The 18,466-nt window shown below is 65.4% G+C and carries 22 protein-coding genes; 13 read left to right on the forward strand and 9 right to left on the reverse strand.

The window, feature by feature from the left end; all coding sequences use genetic code 11:
- Nucleotides 1-9: 9 nt before the first annotated feature.
- Nucleotides 10-375, reverse strand: coding sequence for a response regulator (locus tag GGD62_RS33280; RefSeq protein WP_008566616.1), 366 nt, complete (start codon nt 373-375; stop codon nt 10-12).
- Nucleotides 376-617: 242 nt separating this feature from the next.
- Between GGD62_RS33280 and GGD62_RS33285 the strand changes: the two genes are divergently transcribed.
- The 3 genes from GGD62_RS33285 to GGD62_RS33295 all read left to right on the forward strand — a co-directional run bounded on the left by GGD62_RS33285 (nt 618) and on the right by GGD62_RS33295 (nt 2,987).
- The gene (locus tag GGD62_RS33285) at nt 618-929 is read left to right on the forward strand and encodes a DUF3572 domain-containing protein (protein ID WP_183712403.1); all 312 of its coding nucleotides are present in this window, start codon (nt 618-620) and stop codon (nt 927-929) included.
- Nucleotides 926-2,215 carry a DNA polymerase IV gene (locus GGD62_RS33290; RefSeq protein ID WP_183712405.1) on the forward strand — a complete coding sequence of 430 codons (1,290 nt, stop codon included), beginning with the start codon at nt 926-928 and terminating at the stop codon, nt 2,213-2,215. The genes GGD62_RS33285 and GGD62_RS33290 overlap by 4 nt, the downstream gene beginning before the upstream one ends.
- 364 nt (nt 2,216-2,579) lie before the next feature.
- Nucleotides 2,580-2,987 (forward strand): ACT domain-containing protein, encoded by a 408-nt coding sequence (locus GGD62_RS33295; RefSeq protein ID WP_183712407.1) that lies wholly within the window; start codon nt 2,580-2,582, stop codon nt 2,985-2,987.
- A gap of 88 nt (nt 2,988-3,075) precedes the next feature.
- Here GGD62_RS33295 and GGD62_RS33300 read toward each other — a convergent pair whose 3' ends face one another.
- Both GGD62_RS33300 and GGD62_RS33305 read right to left on the reverse strand, forming a co-directional pair.
- Complete coding sequence (locus GGD62_RS33300) at nt 3,076-3,477, reverse strand: RidA family protein (RefSeq protein WP_092257659.1); 402 nt, start codon at nt 3,475-3,477, stop codon at nt 3,076-3,078.
- Nucleotides 3,478-3,735: 258 nt separating this feature from the next.
- Nucleotides 3,736-4,581: a cell envelope integrity EipB family protein gene (locus tag GGD62_RS33305; RefSeq protein WP_026202492.1), complete on the reverse strand. Its 846-nt coding sequence runs from the start codon at nt 4,579-4,581 to the stop codon at nt 3,736-3,738.
- Nucleotides 4,582-4,829: 248 nt separating this feature from the next.
- On the opposite strand from GGD62_RS33305, the gene GGD62_RS33310 reads away from it, so the two are divergent.
- The 4 genes from GGD62_RS33310 to GGD62_RS33325 all read left to right on the forward strand — a co-directional run bounded on the left by GGD62_RS33310 (nt 4,830) and on the right by GGD62_RS33325 (nt 8,023).
- Complete coding sequence (locus tag GGD62_RS33310; RefSeq protein ID WP_183712409.1) at nt 4,830-5,297, forward strand: RidA family protein; 468 nt, start codon at nt 4,830-4,832, stop codon at nt 5,295-5,297.
- A 5-nt stretch (nt 5,298-5,302) separates the two neighbouring features.
- The gene (locus tag GGD62_RS33315; RefSeq protein WP_183712411.1) at nt 5,303-6,049 is read left to right on the forward strand and encodes a glycerophosphodiester phosphodiesterase; all 747 of its coding nucleotides are present in this window, start codon (nt 5,303-5,305) and stop codon (nt 6,047-6,049) included.
- Between the two features lie 212 nt (nt 6,050-6,261).
- Nucleotides 6,262-7,533, forward strand: a complete 1,272-nt coding sequence (locus GGD62_RS33320) for a GNAT family N-acetyltransferase (protein WP_183712414.1) — start codon at nt 6,262-6,264, stop codon at nt 7,531-7,533.
- 64 nt (nt 7,534-7,597) lie between these two features.
- On the forward strand, nt 7,598-8,023 hold the full coding sequence (locus GGD62_RS33325; protein WP_183712416.1) for an HIT domain-containing protein: 426 nt from the start codon (nt 7,598-7,600) through the stop codon (nt 8,021-8,023).
- Between the two features lie 111 nt (nt 8,024-8,134).
- Here GGD62_RS33325 and tsaA read toward each other — a convergent pair whose 3' ends face one another.
- The 4 genes from tsaA to GGD62_RS33345 form a co-directional block, all read right to left on the reverse strand.
- Nucleotides 8,135-8,626, reverse strand: coding sequence for a tRNA (N6-threonylcarbamoyladenosine(37)-N6)-methyltransferase TrmO (gene tsaA, locus GGD62_RS33330; protein ID WP_018321134.1), 492 nt, complete (start codon nt 8,624-8,626; stop codon nt 8,135-8,137).
- Between the two features lie 32 nt (nt 8,627-8,658).
- The gene (locus GGD62_RS33335; RefSeq protein ID WP_183712418.1) at nt 8,659-9,009 is read right to left on the reverse strand and encodes an AzlD domain-containing protein; all 351 of its coding nucleotides are present in this window, start codon (nt 9,007-9,009) and stop codon (nt 8,659-8,661) included.
- Complete coding sequence (locus tag GGD62_RS33340) at nt 9,006-9,746, reverse strand: AzlC family ABC transporter permease (protein ID WP_179738623.1); 741 nt, start codon at nt 9,744-9,746, stop codon at nt 9,006-9,008. The genes GGD62_RS33335 and GGD62_RS33340 overlap by 4 nt, the downstream gene beginning before the upstream one ends.
- A 153-nt stretch (nt 9,747-9,899) precedes the next feature.
- Nucleotides 9,900-10,865, reverse strand: coding sequence for a lytic transglycosylase domain-containing protein (locus GGD62_RS33345; protein WP_183712420.1), 966 nt, complete (start codon nt 10,863-10,865; stop codon nt 9,900-9,902).
- 76 nt (nt 10,866-10,941) lie between these two features.
- Here GGD62_RS33345 and GGD62_RS33350 point away from each other — a divergent pair, with 76 nt between their 5' ends.
- Nucleotides 10,942-11,580, forward strand: a complete 639-nt coding sequence (locus tag GGD62_RS33350; protein ID WP_092257682.1) for an HAD family hydrolase — start codon at nt 10,942-10,944, stop codon at nt 11,578-11,580.
- Here GGD62_RS33350 and GGD62_RS33355 read toward each other — a convergent pair.
- Both GGD62_RS33355 and GGD62_RS33360 read right to left on the reverse strand, forming a co-directional pair.
- On the reverse strand, nt 11,577-12,617 hold the full coding sequence (locus tag GGD62_RS33355) for a phenylacetaldoxime dehydratase family protein (RefSeq protein WP_092257685.1): 1,041 nt from the start codon (nt 12,615-12,617) through the stop codon (nt 11,577-11,579). The genes GGD62_RS33350 and GGD62_RS33355 overlap by 4 nt on opposite strands.
- A gap of 28 nt (nt 12,618-12,645) precedes the next feature.
- Nucleotides 12,646-13,662 carry a carbon-nitrogen hydrolase family protein gene (locus GGD62_RS33360; RefSeq protein WP_183712422.1) on the reverse strand — a complete coding sequence of 339 codons (1,017 nt, stop codon included), beginning with the start codon at nt 13,660-13,662 and terminating at the stop codon, nt 12,646-12,648.
- A gap of 196 nt (nt 13,663-13,858) precedes the next feature.
- Here GGD62_RS33360 and GGD62_RS33365 point away from each other — a divergent pair, with 196 nt between their 5' ends.
- The 5 genes from GGD62_RS33365 to GGD62_RS33385 all read left to right on the forward strand — a co-directional run bounded on the left by GGD62_RS33365 (nt 13,859) and on the right by GGD62_RS33385 (nt 18,426).
- A complete protein-coding gene (locus GGD62_RS33365) occupies nt 13,859-14,815 on the forward strand; it encodes a helix-turn-helix domain-containing protein (RefSeq protein ID WP_183712424.1) in 957 nt (318 codons plus the stop codon).
- Nucleotides 14,816-14,907: 92 nt separating this feature from the next.
- Nucleotides 14,908-15,144: a hypothetical protein gene (locus GGD62_RS33370; RefSeq protein WP_183712426.1), complete on the forward strand. Its 237-nt coding sequence runs from the start codon at nt 14,908-14,910 to the stop codon at nt 15,142-15,144.
- Between the two features lie 112 nt (nt 15,145-15,256).
- Entirely contained in the window at nt 15,257-16,282 is a 1,026-nt protein-coding gene (locus GGD62_RS33375) for an aldo/keto reductase (protein WP_183712428.1), read from the forward strand.
- A gap of 137 nt (nt 16,283-16,419) precedes the next feature.
- Nucleotides 16,420-17,841 carry an MFS transporter gene (locus GGD62_RS33380; protein ID WP_183712430.1) on the forward strand — a complete coding sequence of 474 codons (1,422 nt, stop codon included), beginning with the start codon at nt 16,420-16,422 and terminating at the stop codon, nt 17,839-17,841.
- 129 nt (nt 17,842-17,970) lie between these two features.
- On the forward strand, nt 17,971-18,426 hold the full coding sequence (locus tag GGD62_RS33385) for a PEGA domain-containing protein (RefSeq protein WP_179738609.1): 456 nt from the start codon (nt 17,971-17,973) through the stop codon (nt 18,424-18,426).
- The last annotated feature ends 40 nt before the right edge of the window (nt 18,427-18,466 follow it).

Here is an 18,466-nt window from a genome sequence, read left to right on the forward strand (position 1 = left end):
ACTCACTTCCTATCCGATAAAACGCCGGACCGTCTCAATGAATTTGCCGACCGAGATCGGCTTGGACAAATAGGCCTCGCAGCCGCCCTCGCGGATGCGCTCTTCGTCACCCTTCATCGCGAACGCCGTGACCGCGACGACGGGAATGGCGCGCAGCTCCGGATCGTCCTTGATCCAGCGCGTCACCTCGAGGCCGGAGACCTGCGGCAATTGGATATCCATCAGCACGAGGTCGGGCCGCATCTTGCGAACGAGGTCGAGCGCCTCGTAGCCGTTGCTGGTGCCGGAGGTCTGGTAGCCGTGCGCCTCCAACAGGTCGCGGAAGAGCTTCATGTTGAGCTCGTTGTCTTCCACGATCAGGACGGTCTTAGCCATCCCGCCCTCCTGATTGGTCCGAAGGACCCATACATGTAACGCCTCAGGCGCCGCTCGCCGGCGCTTCGAAAACTGGATTCAAACTAGCCTCAGATTCGCTTGAGTTTCGTTAAACCCGAGGGTCGACTTTCTGCGATGTGGTTTCCAGTTGCTTGCCTGGGGTCGGAAGACTCAGGGCCGAGACTCGGGCATGATGATTCCAAATTAGAGACCGAAAGTTAACGGAAAGGCAAACCGTCCCCTTGAAAAAGCCTGTTCACAACCCCCGCGAAGTCGCTGAAATCGTTGCGATTCAAGCGCTCTCTTTCGTTGCGAGCGATCCCGAGCGGCTGGGCCGGTTTCTGGCCGAGACAGGGGTCGGTCCGGAGACCCTGCGCAATGCCGCCGCGGACCCCAATTTCCTGCTCAGCGTGCTCGATTTCGTGCTGCGCGATGACGCCACTGTGAAGGCCTTTGCCTCGACCGCGGAACTGCATCCGACCAACGTCGCGGCGGCGCGGCAGGTCCTCGGCGACGCGCTCGGCGACCCCTCCTGGGAGCGCGACGTGCCGTGACCGTTTCCGACCCGGCCGGGCCTCGTTGCTTCTGCCGGGATTGTTCGGCCGATCTCGACATGGGCGTGCGGCGCTGTTCCGCCTGCGGTTCCCCTCGCCTCGTCCGCCACCGCGCGCTCGCGGGCTTGACCATCGCCCACATCGACTGCGACGCCTTCTATGCGACGGTCGAGAAGCGCGACAATCCTGACATTGCCGACAAGCCGGTCATCATCGGCGGGGGAAAACGCGGCGTGGTGTCGGCCGCCTGCTACATCGCCCGCACCTATGGCGTGCGCTCGGCCATGCCGATGTTCAAGGCGTTGGAAGCCTGCCCGCACGCGACCGTGATCCCGCCGGATATGGCCAAATATGTCCGCGTCGGCCGCGAGGTGCGTCAGGCCATGCAGGCGCTGACGCCGCTGGTCGAGCCGCTCTCGATCGACGAGGCCTTCCTCGATCTCTCCGGCACCGAACGGGTGCACGGCATGATCCCGGCAAAGGTGCTGGCGCGCTTTGCCCGCGACGTCGAGCGCGACATCGGCATCTCCGTCTCGGTCGGCCTGTCCTGCAACAAGTTTTTGGCCAAGATCGCCTCCGACCTCGACAAGCCGCGGGGCTTCGCCGCGCTCGACCAGGAGGAAGCGCGATCGATGCTTGCCGAGAAGCCCGTCGGCTTCATCTTCGGCGTCGGACCTGCGACGCAGGAGCGCCTGGTGCAGCGCGGCTTCCGCATCATCGCCGATCTGCAGAAGGCCGACGAGATCGAGATGATGCGGCAGTTTCCGAGCGATGGCCGCAGGCTCTGGCGCCTCGCCCGCGGCATCGACGACCGCCGCGTCGAGCCCGATCGCGGCGCCAGGACGATATCGAGCGAAACCACCTTCGAGACCGACATCCGCGATTTCGCGACGCTGGAGAAGATCCTGTGGCGGCTGTGCGAGAAAACCTCGTCGCGGCTCAAGAGCAGCGAGCTTGGCGGCTCGACCGTCACGCTGAAGCTGAAGACCGCAGATTTCCGCCAGCGCACGCGCTCGCAGTCGATCGCGGCCCCGACCCAGCTCGCCGCAAAGATCTTTGCGATCTGCCGCGAGATGCTGGCCAAGGAGATCGACGGCACCGCCTTCCGCCTGATGGGCGCCGGCGTCAGCGCGCTGCGCGACGGCTCGCCCGCCGACGACACCGACATGCTCGACCGCCGCGCCGCCCACGCCGAGCGCGCGGTGGACAGCCTGCGCAAGAAATTCGGCAGCGCCGCGGTGATCCGCGGGATCGCGTATGAGGGGCCGGAGAAGGCGCAGGAGTGATCGGGACCTGCCCTGCTCAGTCGCGTTCAAAGATCCGTGCACCCGGATAGGCGCGCCTGGCATACTGGACGACCAGCTGCCGATCCTGCGTTTCCAGGAACGGAGTCCGGATCTGACAAGACCCGACAATGAGGTGCCACAAACCGTTGAGCTTTCGAATGACGACATTCATTGAGCTTCCTCGCAGTGACCCGAGTGGACTCAAATTGTAAGAATCCGCCGCCGTCACTCAATTGTACGAGCGTAAGGTCAGGGCATGAGAAGGATTCGGGGAGATATACGAACGTATGCCTGTCATGGCCTCAACAGCCGCCGGCGCCGATAGCTGCGCAAGGGCTCATACGATCCTGCAGGAGCTGGCACCATGACGAGCGAGCATAATCTCGGCGCGCTGCTGAGACACATGAGGCCAAAGATGCTGGACGGCACCTTCGTATTTTGCACGATCCCGACCAGCGAGGCCATTCCCGAAGCACTCAAACCGCTGCTGACGTTCCGCGAACAGGAAGGCACGACGCTCGTGATCCCTCGCGAAGAGGCCGAAGCGGCGGGGCTTCGCTACGCGTTCCCCTCACGCCTGATCACCCTGACGGTTCACTCTGCGCTCGATGCGGTCGGCTTCCTGGCTGCGATCACGGCGCGCCTCGCCGACGCCGGCATCAGCGTGAACGCGGTGTCGGCCTTTCACCACGACCATCTCTTTGTGCCCGCCGACAGGGCCGACGAAGCAATGGCCGTCCTGCGAGAGGCGTCCAAAGCGAAGCACTTGTAGCCCGGATGGAGCGCAGCGAAATCCGGGGCAGTGCGTCCTCAGCGGCAGACTTCCTGGATTGCGCTGCGCTCCATCCGGGCTACGAAAATCAATCCGCGACCGCCACCGCCTCTATTTCGATCAGCCATTCCGGCGCTGCGAGCGCGGAGACGCCGACCAGGGTCGACGCCGGCGGCTCCATGCCTTCGAAGAAGGCCGAGCGGGCCTTGCCGATGATCGGGCGCAGCTCCGGCTTGTAGTTCACGACGAAGGTCGTGATCTTCACGATGTTGGAATAGCTCGCACCGGCCGCTTTCAGCGCGTGTCCGAGATTCTGCATCACCTGTGTGGTCTGCGCGGCGATATCGCCCTCGCCGACGATCCGCCCCTCCTCATCCACCGACACCTGGCCCGAAATGTAGATGGTGCGCGCGCCCATGGCGGTGACGACGTGCGAATAAGCGGGATTGTGATGCAGGCCGCTGGGACGGAGATGATCGAGCTTGGGCATGGGCTGGCTCCCTGGGGTTTTTGGTTGGGAGGGAGCGTAGCGGGAGATCATGACAAGAGCTAGATGCGACGCGCAACACTCGTGCACCGTCATCCTGAGGTGCGCGCCATGCGACGCGAAGCGGCGTATGGGAAGCCTCGAAGGATGCACGGCCCCGCTGATACGGCCGGGCCGTCGCCCTTCGAGGGCCGCTGAAGAAGCGGCCACCTCAGGGTGACGGTGATGGTGTGCGCGGTACGCAGCTGTAGCAACAATCCCTCAATTACAGGGCTTGCTGTCCTTGACGTCGAACTTGCCCATCGCGCCGGAAATGACAAAGTCGTTGTAATCGAGCACGAGCTGGCGCGAGACGCCGTTTTCGTAGAGCTCGAACGCCATCGCATAGACCGGCGTCTGCTCGCCCTCTTTCTGCTGGGCCTCGCGGTCGAAATAGCTGACCGTGACGGGCCAGCGCTTGAGCGATTTCATGTGCTCGTCGGAAGTCGACGGATCCGGCGCGGCGGCGCGGTCGGCGGGGATCGGCTGGCCGATCACGGTCAGCGTGTTGTAGACCTTCTGGCCGTCGTCGGAGCCGTCATAGACGGAGAGCTCGAGCAGCGGCTTGCCGTCCTTGGCGGCGGCGATGATGCGCTGGATCTGCTCGGTCGGGAACACGATCTTGCCGTCGAGCGTGAAGTTCTTGGGCGCCGGCAGCTTCAGCTTGACATTGATGTGGTCGCCGTCGCGCTCGGCCGAGCCGTCGACGCGGCCGGCGTCGGCCTCGTTCATGCGGGTCTCGATCTTGAAGCGGTAGCTTTTCCCCCCGGCGTCTTCCCACGAGTTGGAGCGGAGGTCGCTCAGCGTGACCTTACCCTCGCCGCTGTCGAGCTCGGACACCTGGCGGAATTCAGAGGTGTAGCCCTCGCACGAGCTTCCGGTGAAGTTGTAGAGAATTCGGCCCCGCGCGCTGCTCACCGAATTGGAGCGCGATTTCACCAGGCTGAGATCGTAAAGTGCCTGGTGCGCAAGGAACGGACCGTTGGCGGCCTGCGCGCTGTCGGCGAGGCCTAAACCGGCCGCCGCGAGCGCCATTACACCGAGCGAAGTCCGGAAAAGGTGCACCATGTCTGTTCCTTGGGGACGCGTCCTTGGGATGCGCAGATTCGACATTTTAATGACCGTTCCATTGCGTCGCAACTGAGGCCGTTTCACGTAAAGTTGCGGCCCTGCCGTTGAACCTGCGGCCTCGCCTCGGCAAAAGGCAGCCTGCTGCGGTTTACTTGCATGTGGCGGCACGATGGGCGAAACAGGGCGCGGCCGGCCTCCCACGGATGCGCCGGGGCGAATGGAATTTCTGGACAACGAGGTCGAACATGGCGGGCACGGTCGAGCAAAAGCTGGCGGAACAGGGCATCAAGTTGCACGAGGCCCCTACCCCCGTGGCCAATTACGTCCCGTTCGTGCGCACTGGTAATTTGCTGTTCGTCTCCGGCCAGGTCTGCTTCGACCCCGCCGGCAAGCTGATCGCCAAGGGCAAGCTGGGCGCCGGCGTCTCGATCGAAGACGGCGCGGCGGCCGCCCGCGGCTGCGCGGTCAATTTGCTGGCCCAGGTCAAGGCGGCGCTTGGCGACCTCGACAAGGTGGTGCGCGTGGTGCACCTCGGCGGCTTCATCAACTCGGCCCCCGATTTTCTGGATGGGCCGAAGGTGCTGAACGGCGCCTCCGACCTGATGGTCGCCGCCTTCGGTGACAAGGGCCGCCATGCCCGCACCACCGTCGGCGTCGCCTCTTTGCCGGCAGACGCGGCGGTCGAGGTCGATGGCGTGTTCGAGGTCGCCTGACGCGCATGCGCGCTCCTGATTGGCTGACAGCCCGGCCGGTCGCCCATCGCGGCCTGCATGACATTTCCCGCGGCATTGTCGAGAACATGCCTGGCGCGGTGCAGGCTGCGATATCGGGCAATTTTTCGATCGAGGTCGATATCCAGCTCTCGGCCGACGGCGAGGCCATGGTGCATCACGACCATGCGCTCGGCCGCCTCACCGAGGCCACCGGCGAGGTCGTGTCGAAGACCGCGGCGGAGCTGAAGGCTGTCAAATTTAAGGACACGGACCAGCGAATGATGTCGCTGTCCGACCTCTGCGCCATGGTCGCCGGCCGGGTCCCGCTGGTGATCGAGGTGAAAAGCCATTTTGGCGGCGACCGCAAGCTGGTGAAGCGGATGGCCGAGGTACTAGCGTCCTATGACGGCCCCGCCGTCGGCATGTCGTTCGATCCCGACCAGGTGCTGGCACTGCGCGAGCTGTTGCCCTCCCGCCCGCGCGGCATCGTCGCGCAGCGGACCTATGAGGACGACTATTGGGCCAAGCTCACGCAGGAACAGCGCGACAGCATGCTGTATCTGCGCCACGGCTTTCAGACCCAGCCCCACTTCGTTGCCTTCAGGGTCGACGACCTCCCGGCTCCCGCTCCCTGGATCGCCCGCAACGTCTTCGGCTGCGCCCTGCTCGGCTGGACCGTCCGCACCCCGGAGCAGCGGACACGGGTCGGGCAACATGCCGATCAGATGATCTTTGAGGGGTTCGTGCCGTAGGAATGGTCTCGTGTCCCGGACAAGCTGCAACGCTTTGGCGTTGCGGCGCAGAGCCGGGACCCAGAAGGCGGCACGCTACGCGGTGAGATGGGCCCGGCTCTGCAGCGCGGACGATGCCTTGCATCGCCGGCGCGCTACGCTGCGTCCGGGGCACGAGAGCTGCGTTCCCGCCCCCTTGAAGTCGCTGCTGCAATGCACGATCTTGGGCAACAATGGCATCATCCGAAATCACGCTCGAGGCCGTACCTTCGATTGGTGAGGTATCCCCGGAGGACTGGGACGCCTGTGCCAATCCCGGCAAGGCTCTTAACGAAAAGGCTCTTAACGAAAAGGCCTGCAACGGGCTTGGCGCGGGAACCTCATCCGGACTTCCAGGCGACTCCCTCGGCCTCTTAAAACCCGCCTATAACCCTTTCGTCTCGCACGCCTTTCTGTCCGCCGTCGAGAAATCCGGTTCGGCGACAATCCGCACCGGCTGGGGACCGCGGCATCTCGTGGCCAAGGTCGACGGCCGCGTCGCCGGTGTCGTGCCCTGCTATCTGAAATCGCATTCGCAAGGCGAGTACGTCTTCGACCGCGGCTGGGCGGACGCCTATGAGCGCGCCGGCGGGCGCTACTATCCGAAGCTCCAGGTCTCGGTTCCCTTCACGCCGGCCACAGGCCCGCGCCTGCTGGTCCGTGACGGCGTCGATCACGAGCGCATCATGGACGCACTGGCGAGCGGGCTGGTGGCGCTCTGTGGCGTCAGCAAGGCCTCCTCCGTCCACGTCACCTTCGCACAGGAGGCCGAGTGGAAGCTGCTCGCCGAGCACGGCTTCCTGCAGCGTACCGACCAGCAGTTCCACTGGCACAATGAGGGCTTTACTGGCTTCGACGACTTCCTGGCGACGCTGAACTCGCGCCACCGCAAGTCGATCAAGCGCGAGCGGCGCGACGCGCTTCCCGCCGGGATCACGATCCACTGGCTCACCGGCAAGGACATCACCGAGGACGCCTGGGATGCGTTCTTCATGTTCTACATGGAGACCGGGTCGCGCAAATGGGGCCGTCCCTATCTGACGCGCGAGTTCTTCTCGCTGATCGGGGAGACCATGAGCGAGGACGTGCTGCTGGTGATGGTCCGCCGCAACAATCGCTGGATCGCGGGCGCGATCAACTTCATCGGCTCGGACACGCTGTTTGGCCGCAACTGGGGCGCGGTCGAGCATCACCCGTTCCTGCATTTCGAGGTCTGCTATTACCAGGCGATCGATTTCGCGATCAAACGCGGCCTCACCCATGTCGAGGCCGGCGCGCAAGGCGAGCACAAGATCGCGCGCGGCTACCTGCCGCGCACCACCCATTCCGCGCACTTCATCGCCGATCCCGGCCTGCGCCGCGCCATCGACGATTACCTCAAGCGCGAGCGCGCCTATGTCGCCGAGGCCGGACGGGAGCTTGCCGAGCTCGGCCCGTTCCGCAAAGGCGCCGACGAGGCGCCTTGACGGTTTGCCGTCGCTGGTGACAGTAAGCGCAAAATTCCAAGCGCAAATTTCTTGGGGAGCCGCCATGACCGCCTACGACACCAACAACATCTTCGCCAAGATCCTGCGCGGTGAGCTGCCCTGCTCCAAGGTCTATGAGGACGAGCACGTCTTCGCGTTCCTCGACATCATGCCGCGCGTGCCTGGCCACACGCTGGTGATCCCGAAGGCCCCTGCCCGCAACATCCTCGACATCAAGGCTGACGACTACGCCCACGTCGCCCGCGGCGCACACAAAATCGCGGCGGCTGCAATGAAGGCGTTCAAGGCCGACGGCATCACCATCCAGCAATTCAACGAGCCCGCCGGCGGACAAGTGGTGTTTCACCTGCACATGCACGTGATGCCGCGCCACGACGGCGTGGCGATGCTGCCGCCCGCCAGCCGCAAGGAAGACGCAAAGGTATTGGAAGAGCACGCGGCGAGACTGATCGCGGCGTTGAAGGGTTGATGTCATTCCGGCGCGCGCCCCCTTGGCGCGAGCCCGGAATCCATTTCACCACCGACGCTGACGCCTGATGGATTCCGGGCTCGCGCCTTCGGCGCGCCCCGGAATGACAGATTACTCCGTCTCGAAATCCCCCGGCTGCGGCGCCGCCAATGGCGTGAACTCGCAGCGGTCGGGCTTGATGTCGATCAGCGGCGTGTTGTCGATGCAATCGAGACCGCGCACCAGGATCGCATTGCCCTCGATGCCGACCAGCTTCACGATCGACGTGCCGATCGGATTGGGCCGCACCGGCGAGCGCAGCGAGAACGTGCCGCGGGTCTTTTCGTTGTTCTTCGGGCTCTGCAGGATGATGTCGCGGCGCGACTGGTCGAGCCAGTAAAGCACTTCGAGATTGCTGTAGAAATCGACGCCCTTGATGGCCGGCACGAACGGCTCGAAGATCTCGAGCCGGCAGATCGGGCCGTCCTGACGCCCCTGCCGCGGCGTCTCCAGCCGCGAGGTCCAGGGCGTACGAATACGCCCGATGAAGACGAGACCGGCATCTTGCGTCGGTGGCAGCTCGATGGCGACCTCGCCCTCGCGGAGCTCCTGTTCGCGAACCATATTTCCTGTTCCTTGACTGTTCGCCGGCGGTTTTAGCCCAACCACCACTTGCCGGCCAGCATGAAGACTTCACCGGTCACCACGCCCGCGAAAATCGAGCGGCGGGTCAGCAGGAAGACGACGAGGCCAGCGCCAACCGCGCCATAGCGCAGGGCATCAGGCACGCTCGCCAGCGCCCCCGGCGGCTCGACCACGATCTGGGCGATGACACCGGCCAGGATGGCGGTGGCGACCGCCCGCACCCAGACCAGCAGTTCGGAGCCTTCGTCGATGCCGCCACCGAACCACAGTCCCAGCATGCGCCATATCTGGTTGGGAATGACGCCGGCGACGAACAGCACCGCCAGCGTGTGCCAGTCGCCGATCGCTTGCGCAAAGCTCATGCGCGCACCTCGCGCCACCAATGCACGCCATAGGCGATCGTGCCTGCCACCACCCCGCTGATCAGGATATCAACGCCGGAACTCATCTTCGCGGCGAGCGGATACAGCAAGATGCCCAGCACGAGCGCGACGACATCGGCGACCTCGCGGCTGTTGCGCGCGGTCGAGAACAGGAAGGACAGCGGCGTCAGCAGCAGGATCGCCGCGCCAAGCGTCTGGGTCAGGTTGGCGGCGAGGAAATAGCCGACCGTGTTGGCGACGAGGCACACCGAGACGAGGCCACAGCCGAGCCCGTGAACGAAGGCGATGCGCCGCTCACGCGGCACAAGCGGCAGGAAGCGGTGGCATTCGACCCACAACGTCACCGCGGTGAGATGCGCGGCAAAGACCAGCTCGCGCCGTTTGGTCGTCGGCGTGCGCATCAGCGGCAAGACCGAGACCACCATCGGGAATAGCCTGATGGCGCTGACGGTGACTGCAATCGCCGACTGGATGACGGTGGCGCCGGAGCCCAGCGTGGTGATCAGGATGATCTGCGCCGGCCCCGCCCAGACGAACAGCGTCGAGGCGAGCGCCCAGACCAGGCTGAAATGGGTGTCATGGGCCAGCGCGCCGATGCCGAGATAGGTCACGAACAGCACGATGGTGAGGATCGTCTGCGTGATCGAGCGCAGCCCCCAGCCGAAAGCGAGCCAGGGACTATTCCATTGCGGTGAATCGAGCGGAGGGAGCGCCACGGAAGTCTTGGCCGGGTGAGGAATCGTGCTTGCATAACGGGCGATGCGGCGGCTCGCGTCAAGGAAACACGTGGCGGGGCTGGCATGCGCGACACACCCACCGTTGTCATTCCGGGCTCGCGCCCAAGGCGCGCCCCGGAATGACGAGAGGCGCTATCCGCTCACGCCTCTGTTCTTCAGCACGAAGCACGCGCCGCCTGCCTTCCTGATCCGGTTACAGAGATCATCCGCCTCGCTGCGCGTGTCGGCACCGATGCGCACCTGGTAGAACGCGCGGGTGCCGCGGCTAAGCATCACCGAGCTCAAAAGGCTCGGATCGTGGTCGCCGATTGCGGTGCCGAGCCGCGTGACGGCGCGGGAATACATCGCCAGCGCCCTGTTGCGGTCGAAACCGGCGGCGAGCTGCACGCCCCAGGCTTTTGCGGCCGCCAGTTCGACATGCTGCTCGAGTTCGGCGACGAAAGCATTCGGCGCGCGCTTGAGCAGCGCCATCAGGTCGCGACAGCTGGTCGGCGGCGCGCTCGGCGGGCCCTTGCCGGTCGCACCCGCCTTGGCCCAGGCATCGACGCTCGTCCCAGTGATCGCGTAGACGTAGTTACGGGTCTGCTCCGGCATGCCGCCGGTGCCGGCGAGCCATTCCTGCACGCGCCGCGGACCTGCGTTGTAGGCGGCGGCCGCAAGGCCGAGATTGCCGAACTGGTTGCGCAGCTCATTCAGAAACTCCGCCGACTTCGGCAATGCCTGCACCGGATTGAACGGATTAAGCAGACCGCGCTCGCTCGCGGTGCCCGGCATGAACTGCGCGATCCCCTGTGCGTGCTCGCCGCTGCGTGTCGTCGGGCCTACCGCGTCGGCTTGGAAGCGGCTTTCCTGCCAGATCACCCGGGCGAAGAATTCCAGCGGGAGATTGGCATCGCGCGCGGCGGCCTCGATGATCAGGCAGATCGACTCCCGCGTATCGCTCTCGCGCGCCGAATCGGGCGATGGCGACGGTTTTGCGGGGGCTTCGGGGCCGAGCTGCGTGGGAGGAACCGGTGCGTCCTCAGCCAGCGCCGGCGTGCAGACGAACGCTGCCACGAGCAACTGCCAGATCAGCTTCTGGACCCCACCAAGCTGCATTTCGCTCCAAGCCCTTGAACTCGGGCCCCAAGGCAACTAGCAACGGCCGGAACAATCAACGCTGAGCTCGGCCAAAATGCGGACAATCTATTTTGATCTCGACGGCACACTCACCGATCCAAAGCCCGGGATCACCGGTTCGATCCAGTATGCCCTGAAAAAACTCGACCAGCCGGTCCCGAGCCAGGACGAGCTGACCTGGTGCATTGGGCCGCCGCTGCATGCCAGCCTGAAGAGGCTCGTCGGAACCGACGAACTTGCTGACCGGGCGCTGCTACTCTACCGCGAGCGGTTTTCCGAGGTCGGCCTGTTCGAGAATGCGCTCTATCAGGGCATCCACGACACGCTCGCCGCGGTGGCCGCGACGACGCCGCGGATGTTCGTCGCAACCAGCAAGCCCGCAGTCTACGCCACCCGCATCGTCGATCATTTCGGCCTGAAGCCGTACTTCGAGCGTGTGTTCGGCTCCGAGCTCGACGGCACCCGCGTCGACAAGCGCGATCTGCTGCGCTACGCGCTCGACGAGACCAAGGTCGACGCGAGCAGCGCCATCATGATCGGCGACCGCAGCCACGATGTGATCGGCGCCCGCACCAACGGCATGACCGCGATCGGCGTGCTCTATGGCTATGGCAGCGAGACCGAGCTCAGGGACGCCGGCGCGCATCACATCTGCGCCGCACATCCCGAGCTGCTCGGCCACTGCGTCGTCTAAGCGACGACCGTCTCGATCGCCGCCAGCATCCCGGTCTTCGGGTGACAGTCCAGATATTCGAAGAACTGCTCGTCGGCGGCCGCCACCGTGACCTCGTGATAGAGCCGCAGCTTGGCTGACGGCCCGAGCGTCGACAGATATTTCATCGCCGCGCCAAAAATCCTGACATGGGTCGGATGCGACTCCGCCCAGCGTTCGAGCGCCGCCAGGCTCTTCCACCAGCTCTGGCCGTAGGACTTTTCGCTCACGCGGCCGTCGGCCTGGAGCACCTGCATGTAGCGGTTGGCATAGCAGCCGATCGCAAGACCGTCGTCGCGCAGGAAATCCATGCCTTCGCGCAGCACCGGCTCGACATCGTCGAGATAGAGCTTTCGCTCGGATGCCTCGGTATCGCTCCAATCCTGTCCGGATCTGATCAGGCAGAGATTGTCGTGCGCCCTCACGCGTAGCCGCGCGCCGTCCCGGATCAGCTCCGGCGCGCCGCCGGGCGTCATCGCGTCGGTTTGCGACAGCGGGATACGGTCGCGCATGCCGCCCCAATAAGCGTGCTCCTGCACCTCGCCGCTCATACCGCCAGCGATGGCCGCGACACCCTCGGTCCGGTCGGGCGAAGAGAACAGCGTCTCGTGTCGCGCCACAATGGGACGCAGCACCTCGATGAAGGTGCCGACACCCTCGCGCCGCCTCCCGGTCCATGCCGCGCGTGCCGGTTCGAACCAGGCGTCGAAGCGCGCAACGTCGTCCCAATAGGCGACCGAGACGAAGGTCTCGTGCCCGGCCTGGTCGACATAGCGCGCGCGATCCCAATGGGAGGGTCCGCCTTGCGCAGCGAACCGCCCCGCGATTTCGGCAAGCGCCTCCGTTGCGGCCGCCGGCGCCGCGCCGCGATACTGCACGCCGAAGTAAGCCATCACGACGCGGCTCACTGTCGGCTTGTAGCGCGCCACGAAGGACGGATATGGCGGCTGGTAATCATCAGGCACGCGCTTGTGGCGCGTGCGCTGGGTCTCGAGATGCTGAGGAATTGCAGATTCCATGATCGTACCCTCCTCTCGATCTCGGTGATCAGCTCGCTGCCGCGGCAATGTCCGTGGGCTCGACGGTGTCCACCGGCAACGCAAATTGCTCGACGCGTTGGTACCGCTTCTTGTTGAGCAGCAGCCGCGTCACGTCGGGCCGCGAATAATGCCCGGCCGGATCTGCCGCGTTCTTGGCAACACCGATGGCGCCGAGGTCGATCTCGGCGATCAATAGCCCCTCCTGATCCGGCGCCAGCTTGTCGCCGATCTGGCTGCCGTCGGGACCGTAGATCGCGGCAAAGCCGCCACCGGCATGCAGCAGCGCGTGCTTGTCCGGCCGGTCGCAGAGCTCATCGATCATCGCCTGCGAGACCGTCGCGCAAGGCGCGAGCACGAAGCAGGAGCCCTCCACCGCGTAGACACGCGAGGCGGCGTTGTTGACCTCGGCGCCGAGCGCCGGCGCGAAGGGATCGTAGAGCGAGAAGCTCGGCCAGGCCGCGACATGCACCTGCTCGTTCTGGGCGTACATCGCGTATTTGGACAGCGGCTGGAGATGCTCCCAGCAGCACAGCGCGCCGAGACGGCCGATGTCGGCCCGCGCGTGGACGGCGAGATCGCTGCCGTCGCCCTCGCCATAGACGGTGCGCTCGGCATGGGTCGGCCGCAGCTTGCGGCGCTTGGCGATGGTCTCGCCATCGGGCCCGATCAGCCATTGCGCGAGATAAAGGCTGCCGCCGTCGCGTTCGGACAGGCCGATCACGGCGGTGAGCTTGGCCTTGCGCACGGCATCGCGCAAGCGCTCGGCCTGCGGGCTGTCATAGGACAGCGAGTTGTCGAAATAGCGCTGCACGAAGCCGCGGCCGATTGCCCAGGCCGGCGAGTCCATCCAGATATGCCAGGGGTAACCGGGGATAAAGGCCTCGGGAAAGGCGATCAGCCTGGCGCCCTTCTCGGCCGCCTCCCGGATCAGCGCGACCGACTTGTCGATGGAGGCGTCGAGATCGAGCCAGGCCGGCGCCGCCTGCACCACCGCCACCTTGTATTTCGGATGTTCGATGCCCATTGCCGCCTCCATTGCCGGTTGATCGGAAGCCATCTCCGATGCAGTCTATTGGGCCAAAGCGGGCAATCGGACGCTCGACCGCGGCGGAACAAAAACTCGACCGGCCAGGATTTCGGCCCGGTACGGGTTTTGCCTCGGATCGGGCTGGATCTGCGCCAACATGCGATTTCGCTGGGTGTGAAAGGGAGGCCTGCCGATGCCAATCCAGTTCACGACGGACGGCAGCCCCGGCTACCGGCGGCTCGCCCTCTGGCAGGACATCGTCTGCGACGTCTTCGTCGGGCTCGACTGCAAGTCCGATCTCGGCAGCGCCTTTCGCGGCTCGGTGACGCAAATCCCGCTCGGCAAGGCGGTGTGCTCCGAGGTCTGCTCCGACCGCCAGCATGTGTTCCGCACGCCCTCCCGCATCGCGCGCTCGGATCAGGATTTCGTCCTGGTGGCGCTCGGCCATCGCGGCGATGGCGGCGTGGTGCAAGACGGCCGTGAGACCGTGGTTCATCCCGGCGAGTTCGCGCTCTACGACACCACGCGCCCCTATGAGCTGAAGTTCAACGACGCTTTCACGCAGACCATCTTCAAGGTGCCGCGCGAGATGTTGCAGCGGCGGCTCGGCCGCACGGAGACGCTGACGGCGATGTCGTTCGGCACTGAGGCACCGCTCGAGCGGCTCGCCTATGATTTCATCTTCCGGCTTTGCCAGAGCGCCGACCGGCTCGCCCCTGGCAACGCCGCCGTTCTGTCCGAACAGGCGGTCGACCTGCTCGCCATGGCGCTGAGCGAGCGGCTCGGCAAGACGTCGCTGCCATCTTCGACCCACCGCTCTGCACTGATCTACCGGCTCAAGGCGCATGTCCGCGCCCATCTCGCCGACCCCGACCTTTCATTGCCGGAGGCCGCCGCTGCGCTCGGCATCTCGCCGCGCTATGTGAACGACCTTCTCGCCGACGAGGAGACCTCGTTCCAACGTTACGTCCTCGCCGAGCGCCTTGCGCAGTGCCGGCGCGACCTCGCCTCGCCCATGCTCGTCCATCGCCACATCAGCGAGATCGCCTTCGCCTGGGGCTTTAACGACCTCTCGCATTTCGGCCGGGTCTTCCGCGAGCATTTCGGGATGTCGCCGCGCGACTTCAGGCAGAGCCAGTTGCGGCACTGAGCAGCCATCTTCGCAAGCCTTCGTCCTGGACGAAGGCAACGCTCGCCAATTCCAGATTGTCTTGTGTTGCCGCGGGGATCAGGCTGCGACGCATGAGGACTCAGTCCACGATCAGCGGAACGGAACTATTACTGAGCGTCATCGCTCTCCGTCTCGCCGTGCTGGTCGTGGTGGGATGGGGTTTGACTCTCCTGCCGCAGCAGACGCGCAATCGTGAGCTCGGCTGCGTTCCCCTACCCGTGGCAAAGGACGAGGCGAAATTTTCGGCGAAGATTGTCGGCCCGCGCATCGTTGATGCCGCATTCGACGACATGCTTCGGCACGATTAGGGCGTCCAAGCAAGGCCGGTATGTGAGCGCGTGATAGGACAAGGCACCCGCTTGCGCTAACCTCGGTGCAAGGCGGCAACGATCAATCAGCGGCCAGCCGAGGAGCATATCGATGGAATACCGACGCTTGGGCCGGTCAGGCCTCATGGTGCCCGCTTTGAGCCTTGGCACCGGCACGTTCGGCGGCGTCGGCCGCCTTGCCGCGTGGGGCACGACCGACGCGACCGAGGCGCGGCGCCTGCTGGACATCTGTCTCGAAGCCGGCGTGTCGATGTTCGACACTGCGAATGTCTATTCGCTCGGCGAGTCCGAGCGCGTTCTCGGCGAAGCCATCAAGGGTCGCCGCGACAAGGTGCTGGTCTCGACCAAGGCCACGTTTCGCTTCGGCGATGGCCCGAACGACATCGGCTCGTCACGGCAGCATCTGCTCGCAGCCATCGACGGTTCACTGAGCCGGCTCGGCACCGACTACATCGACCTGTTCCAGCTCCACGGCTTCGACGCCTTCACCCCGCCCGAGGAGGTGCTCGCGACCCTCGATACGCTCGTGCGCGCCGGCAAGATCCGCTATGTCGGCGTTTCGAATTTTTCGGGCTGGCACCTGATGAAGTCGCTCTCCGTTGCCGACAAGCACGGCTTTCCGCGCTACGTCGCCAACCAGACCTATTATTCGCTGATCGGGCGCGATTACGAATGGGAGCTGATGCCGCTCGGCCTCGACCAGGGGCTGGGTGCCGTGGTCTGGTCGCCGCTCGGATGGGGACGCCTCACCGGCAAGCTTCGCCGAGGTCAGCCGAAGCCCGAGGTGAGCCGCCTGCCCAAGACCGCCGAGTTCGGCCCGCCCGTGCCGGACGAGCACGTCTATCGTGTCGTCGATGCCATCGACGAGGTCGCGAAGGAAACCGGCAAGAGCGTGTCGCAGATCGCGCTCAACTGGCTGCTGCAGCGCCCGACCGTATCGACGCTGATCATCGGCGCGCGCAACGAGACGCAGCTGCGCGAAAATCTCGGTGCGGTCGGCTGGTCGCTGACCAAGGACCAGATTGCCAAGCTCGACGCCGCGAGCAAGGTGACGCTGCCATACCCCTATTGGCACCAGCGCACGACCTTTATCGACCGCAATCCGCCGGCGGTCTAGCGCAAGAATCTTTGTGTCTGCCGAGCCGTTACGAGTGCTTCCGTTGCGGGAACTGCGGAAAGCCTGACGGGTTGCCGTCAATCCGGCAATTTCCTATTCGGAGATGAAACACGGCTCGAATCAAGCGCGCCTCCATCATGTCGTCCGCCCCCATCGAGCATGCCGACGGCCTGCCGCAGCCGCAGCGCAACCAGGCGGTGCTGACCATTGCGCTCGGCATCATCATGGCGGTGGTCGACAGCGCGATCGCCAATGTCGCGCTGCCAACGATCGCGGCCGACCTCGACGCCAGTCCAGCCTTCTCGATCTGGATCGTCAACGGCTACCAGCTCGCGATCACGATCTCGCTGCTGCCGCTGGCTTCGCTCGGCGAGATCGTCGGCTATCGCCGCGTCTATCTGGTCGGGCTGGTGCTGTTCACGCTGGCGTCCGCCTTCTGCGCGCTGGCGCATACGCTGCCGCTGCTCACGGTCGCGCGCATCATCCAGGGCTTTGGCGCGGCCGGCATCATGAGCGTCAACGCGGCGCTGGTGCGCTTCACCTACCCGCGCAGCCAGCTCGGCCGCGGCATCGGGCTCAACGCGCTCGTCGTCGCCTTCTCGGCCGCCATCGGCCCGACGCTCGCCGCAGGCATCCTGGCGGTCGGAAGCTGGCCGTGGCTGTTCGCCATCAACGTGCCGCTCGGCGCGGTGACGCTGGTGCTGGGCCTGCGCAGCCTGCCGCACACAAAGCCCGCCAGCCATTCGTTCGACTGGCAGAGCGCGGGGCTTTCGGCGATCACCTTCGGCGTCGGGATCGCGGCCGTCGACAGCGTCGGTCATGGCGAGGCCGCCATCACCTGCCTCGTGCAGTTCGCCATCGCCATCGTCGCAGGCGCGCTGCTGATCTGGCGCGAAACCCACATGACCTCGCCGCTGCTGCCGGTCGACCTGTTGCGCATCCCGGTGTTCGCGCTGTCGATCGCGACCTCGATCGCCTCGTTCTGCGGGCAGATGCTGGCCTTCGTCGCGATCCCCTTCTACCTCCAGAGCCGCTTCGGCTATTCGGCGGTCCATATGGGCCTCCTGATCACGCCATGGCCGATCGCCGTGGCGTTCGCAGCGCCCCTCGCCGGCCGCCTGGTCGAGCGTTATCCGGCCGGCCTGCTCGGCGGCATCGGCCTCACGCTGTTCGCCTGCGGCCTTGCCGCGCTCGCCTTCCTGCCCGCAGACCCCGCACCGTTCGACGTGATCTGGCGCATGGCGCTGGCCGGCGCCGGCTTCGGTCTGTTCCAGACGCCCAACAACCGCACCATGATCGCTGCCGCCCCGCGCGAGCGCGCAGGCGGCGCCAGCGGCATGCTGGGCACGGCACGCCTGCTCGGCCAGACCACCGGCGCCGCACTGGTCGCGTTGTTGCTCGGACGGTATCCGGTTGAGGGGACCAGGCTGGCGCTGCTCGTGGGCGTCGGGTTTGCACTCTGCGGCGCGGTGCTGAGCATGCTGCGGCTGTCTCCGGTTGGCGCGCGCGGCGCCGAACACGTCCGCGTGCAGGATGATCAGCGCCTGCGGGGCGACTGACGGAGCCCCACGTCCAGGTACCGGCCATTCCCGTGCACAACCCCTGCGTGGCTTAACTATCCGGACCAATGACCTATTGCCCTCGCGCTCCGGTTGCGCTTGATTGGCGCGGGGAATAAGGGGCACTTCATGCGTTCATTGGGAATTGTGGCGCTCAGCGTCATGCTGGGCGGCTGCGCGTCTGTGACGCGCGGCACGACCGAAAACATCAGCATCTCATCGACACCGTCAGGCGTGGAAGCCATGGTCTCCGGGCTCGAAGTGCCCACCACCTGCACCACACCCTGCGCCATCGTCGCCAAGCGTAACGCCGACATCACGATCACCTTCGAGAAGGAAGGCTATCAATCCCAGACGGTGCAGCTCACCAAGGAGGTTTCAGGCACCGGGGCCACCGGCTTCGCCGGCAACCTCTTGCTCGGCGGCGTCGTCGGCATGGGGGTCGACGCCGCGACGGGGGCGGCCACCGATCACAAGCCAAACCCGGTCATTGTAACGATGCAGCCGTCGGTCCCTGCCCGCGGCGCCCGGCCGGCCGCTCCGAAGAGGCCCCTGCCGCCGCGCGCGCCGGAGGCCGGTACGTAGGCCGTTCTGCGGTACGACATCGCATCAATGAAAAGGCCGG

The organism is Bradyrhizobium sp. ERR14, from assembly GCF_014198235.1.
Classification (GTDB): Bacteria; Pseudomonadota; Alphaproteobacteria; order Rhizobiales; family Xanthobacteraceae; genus Bradyrhizobium.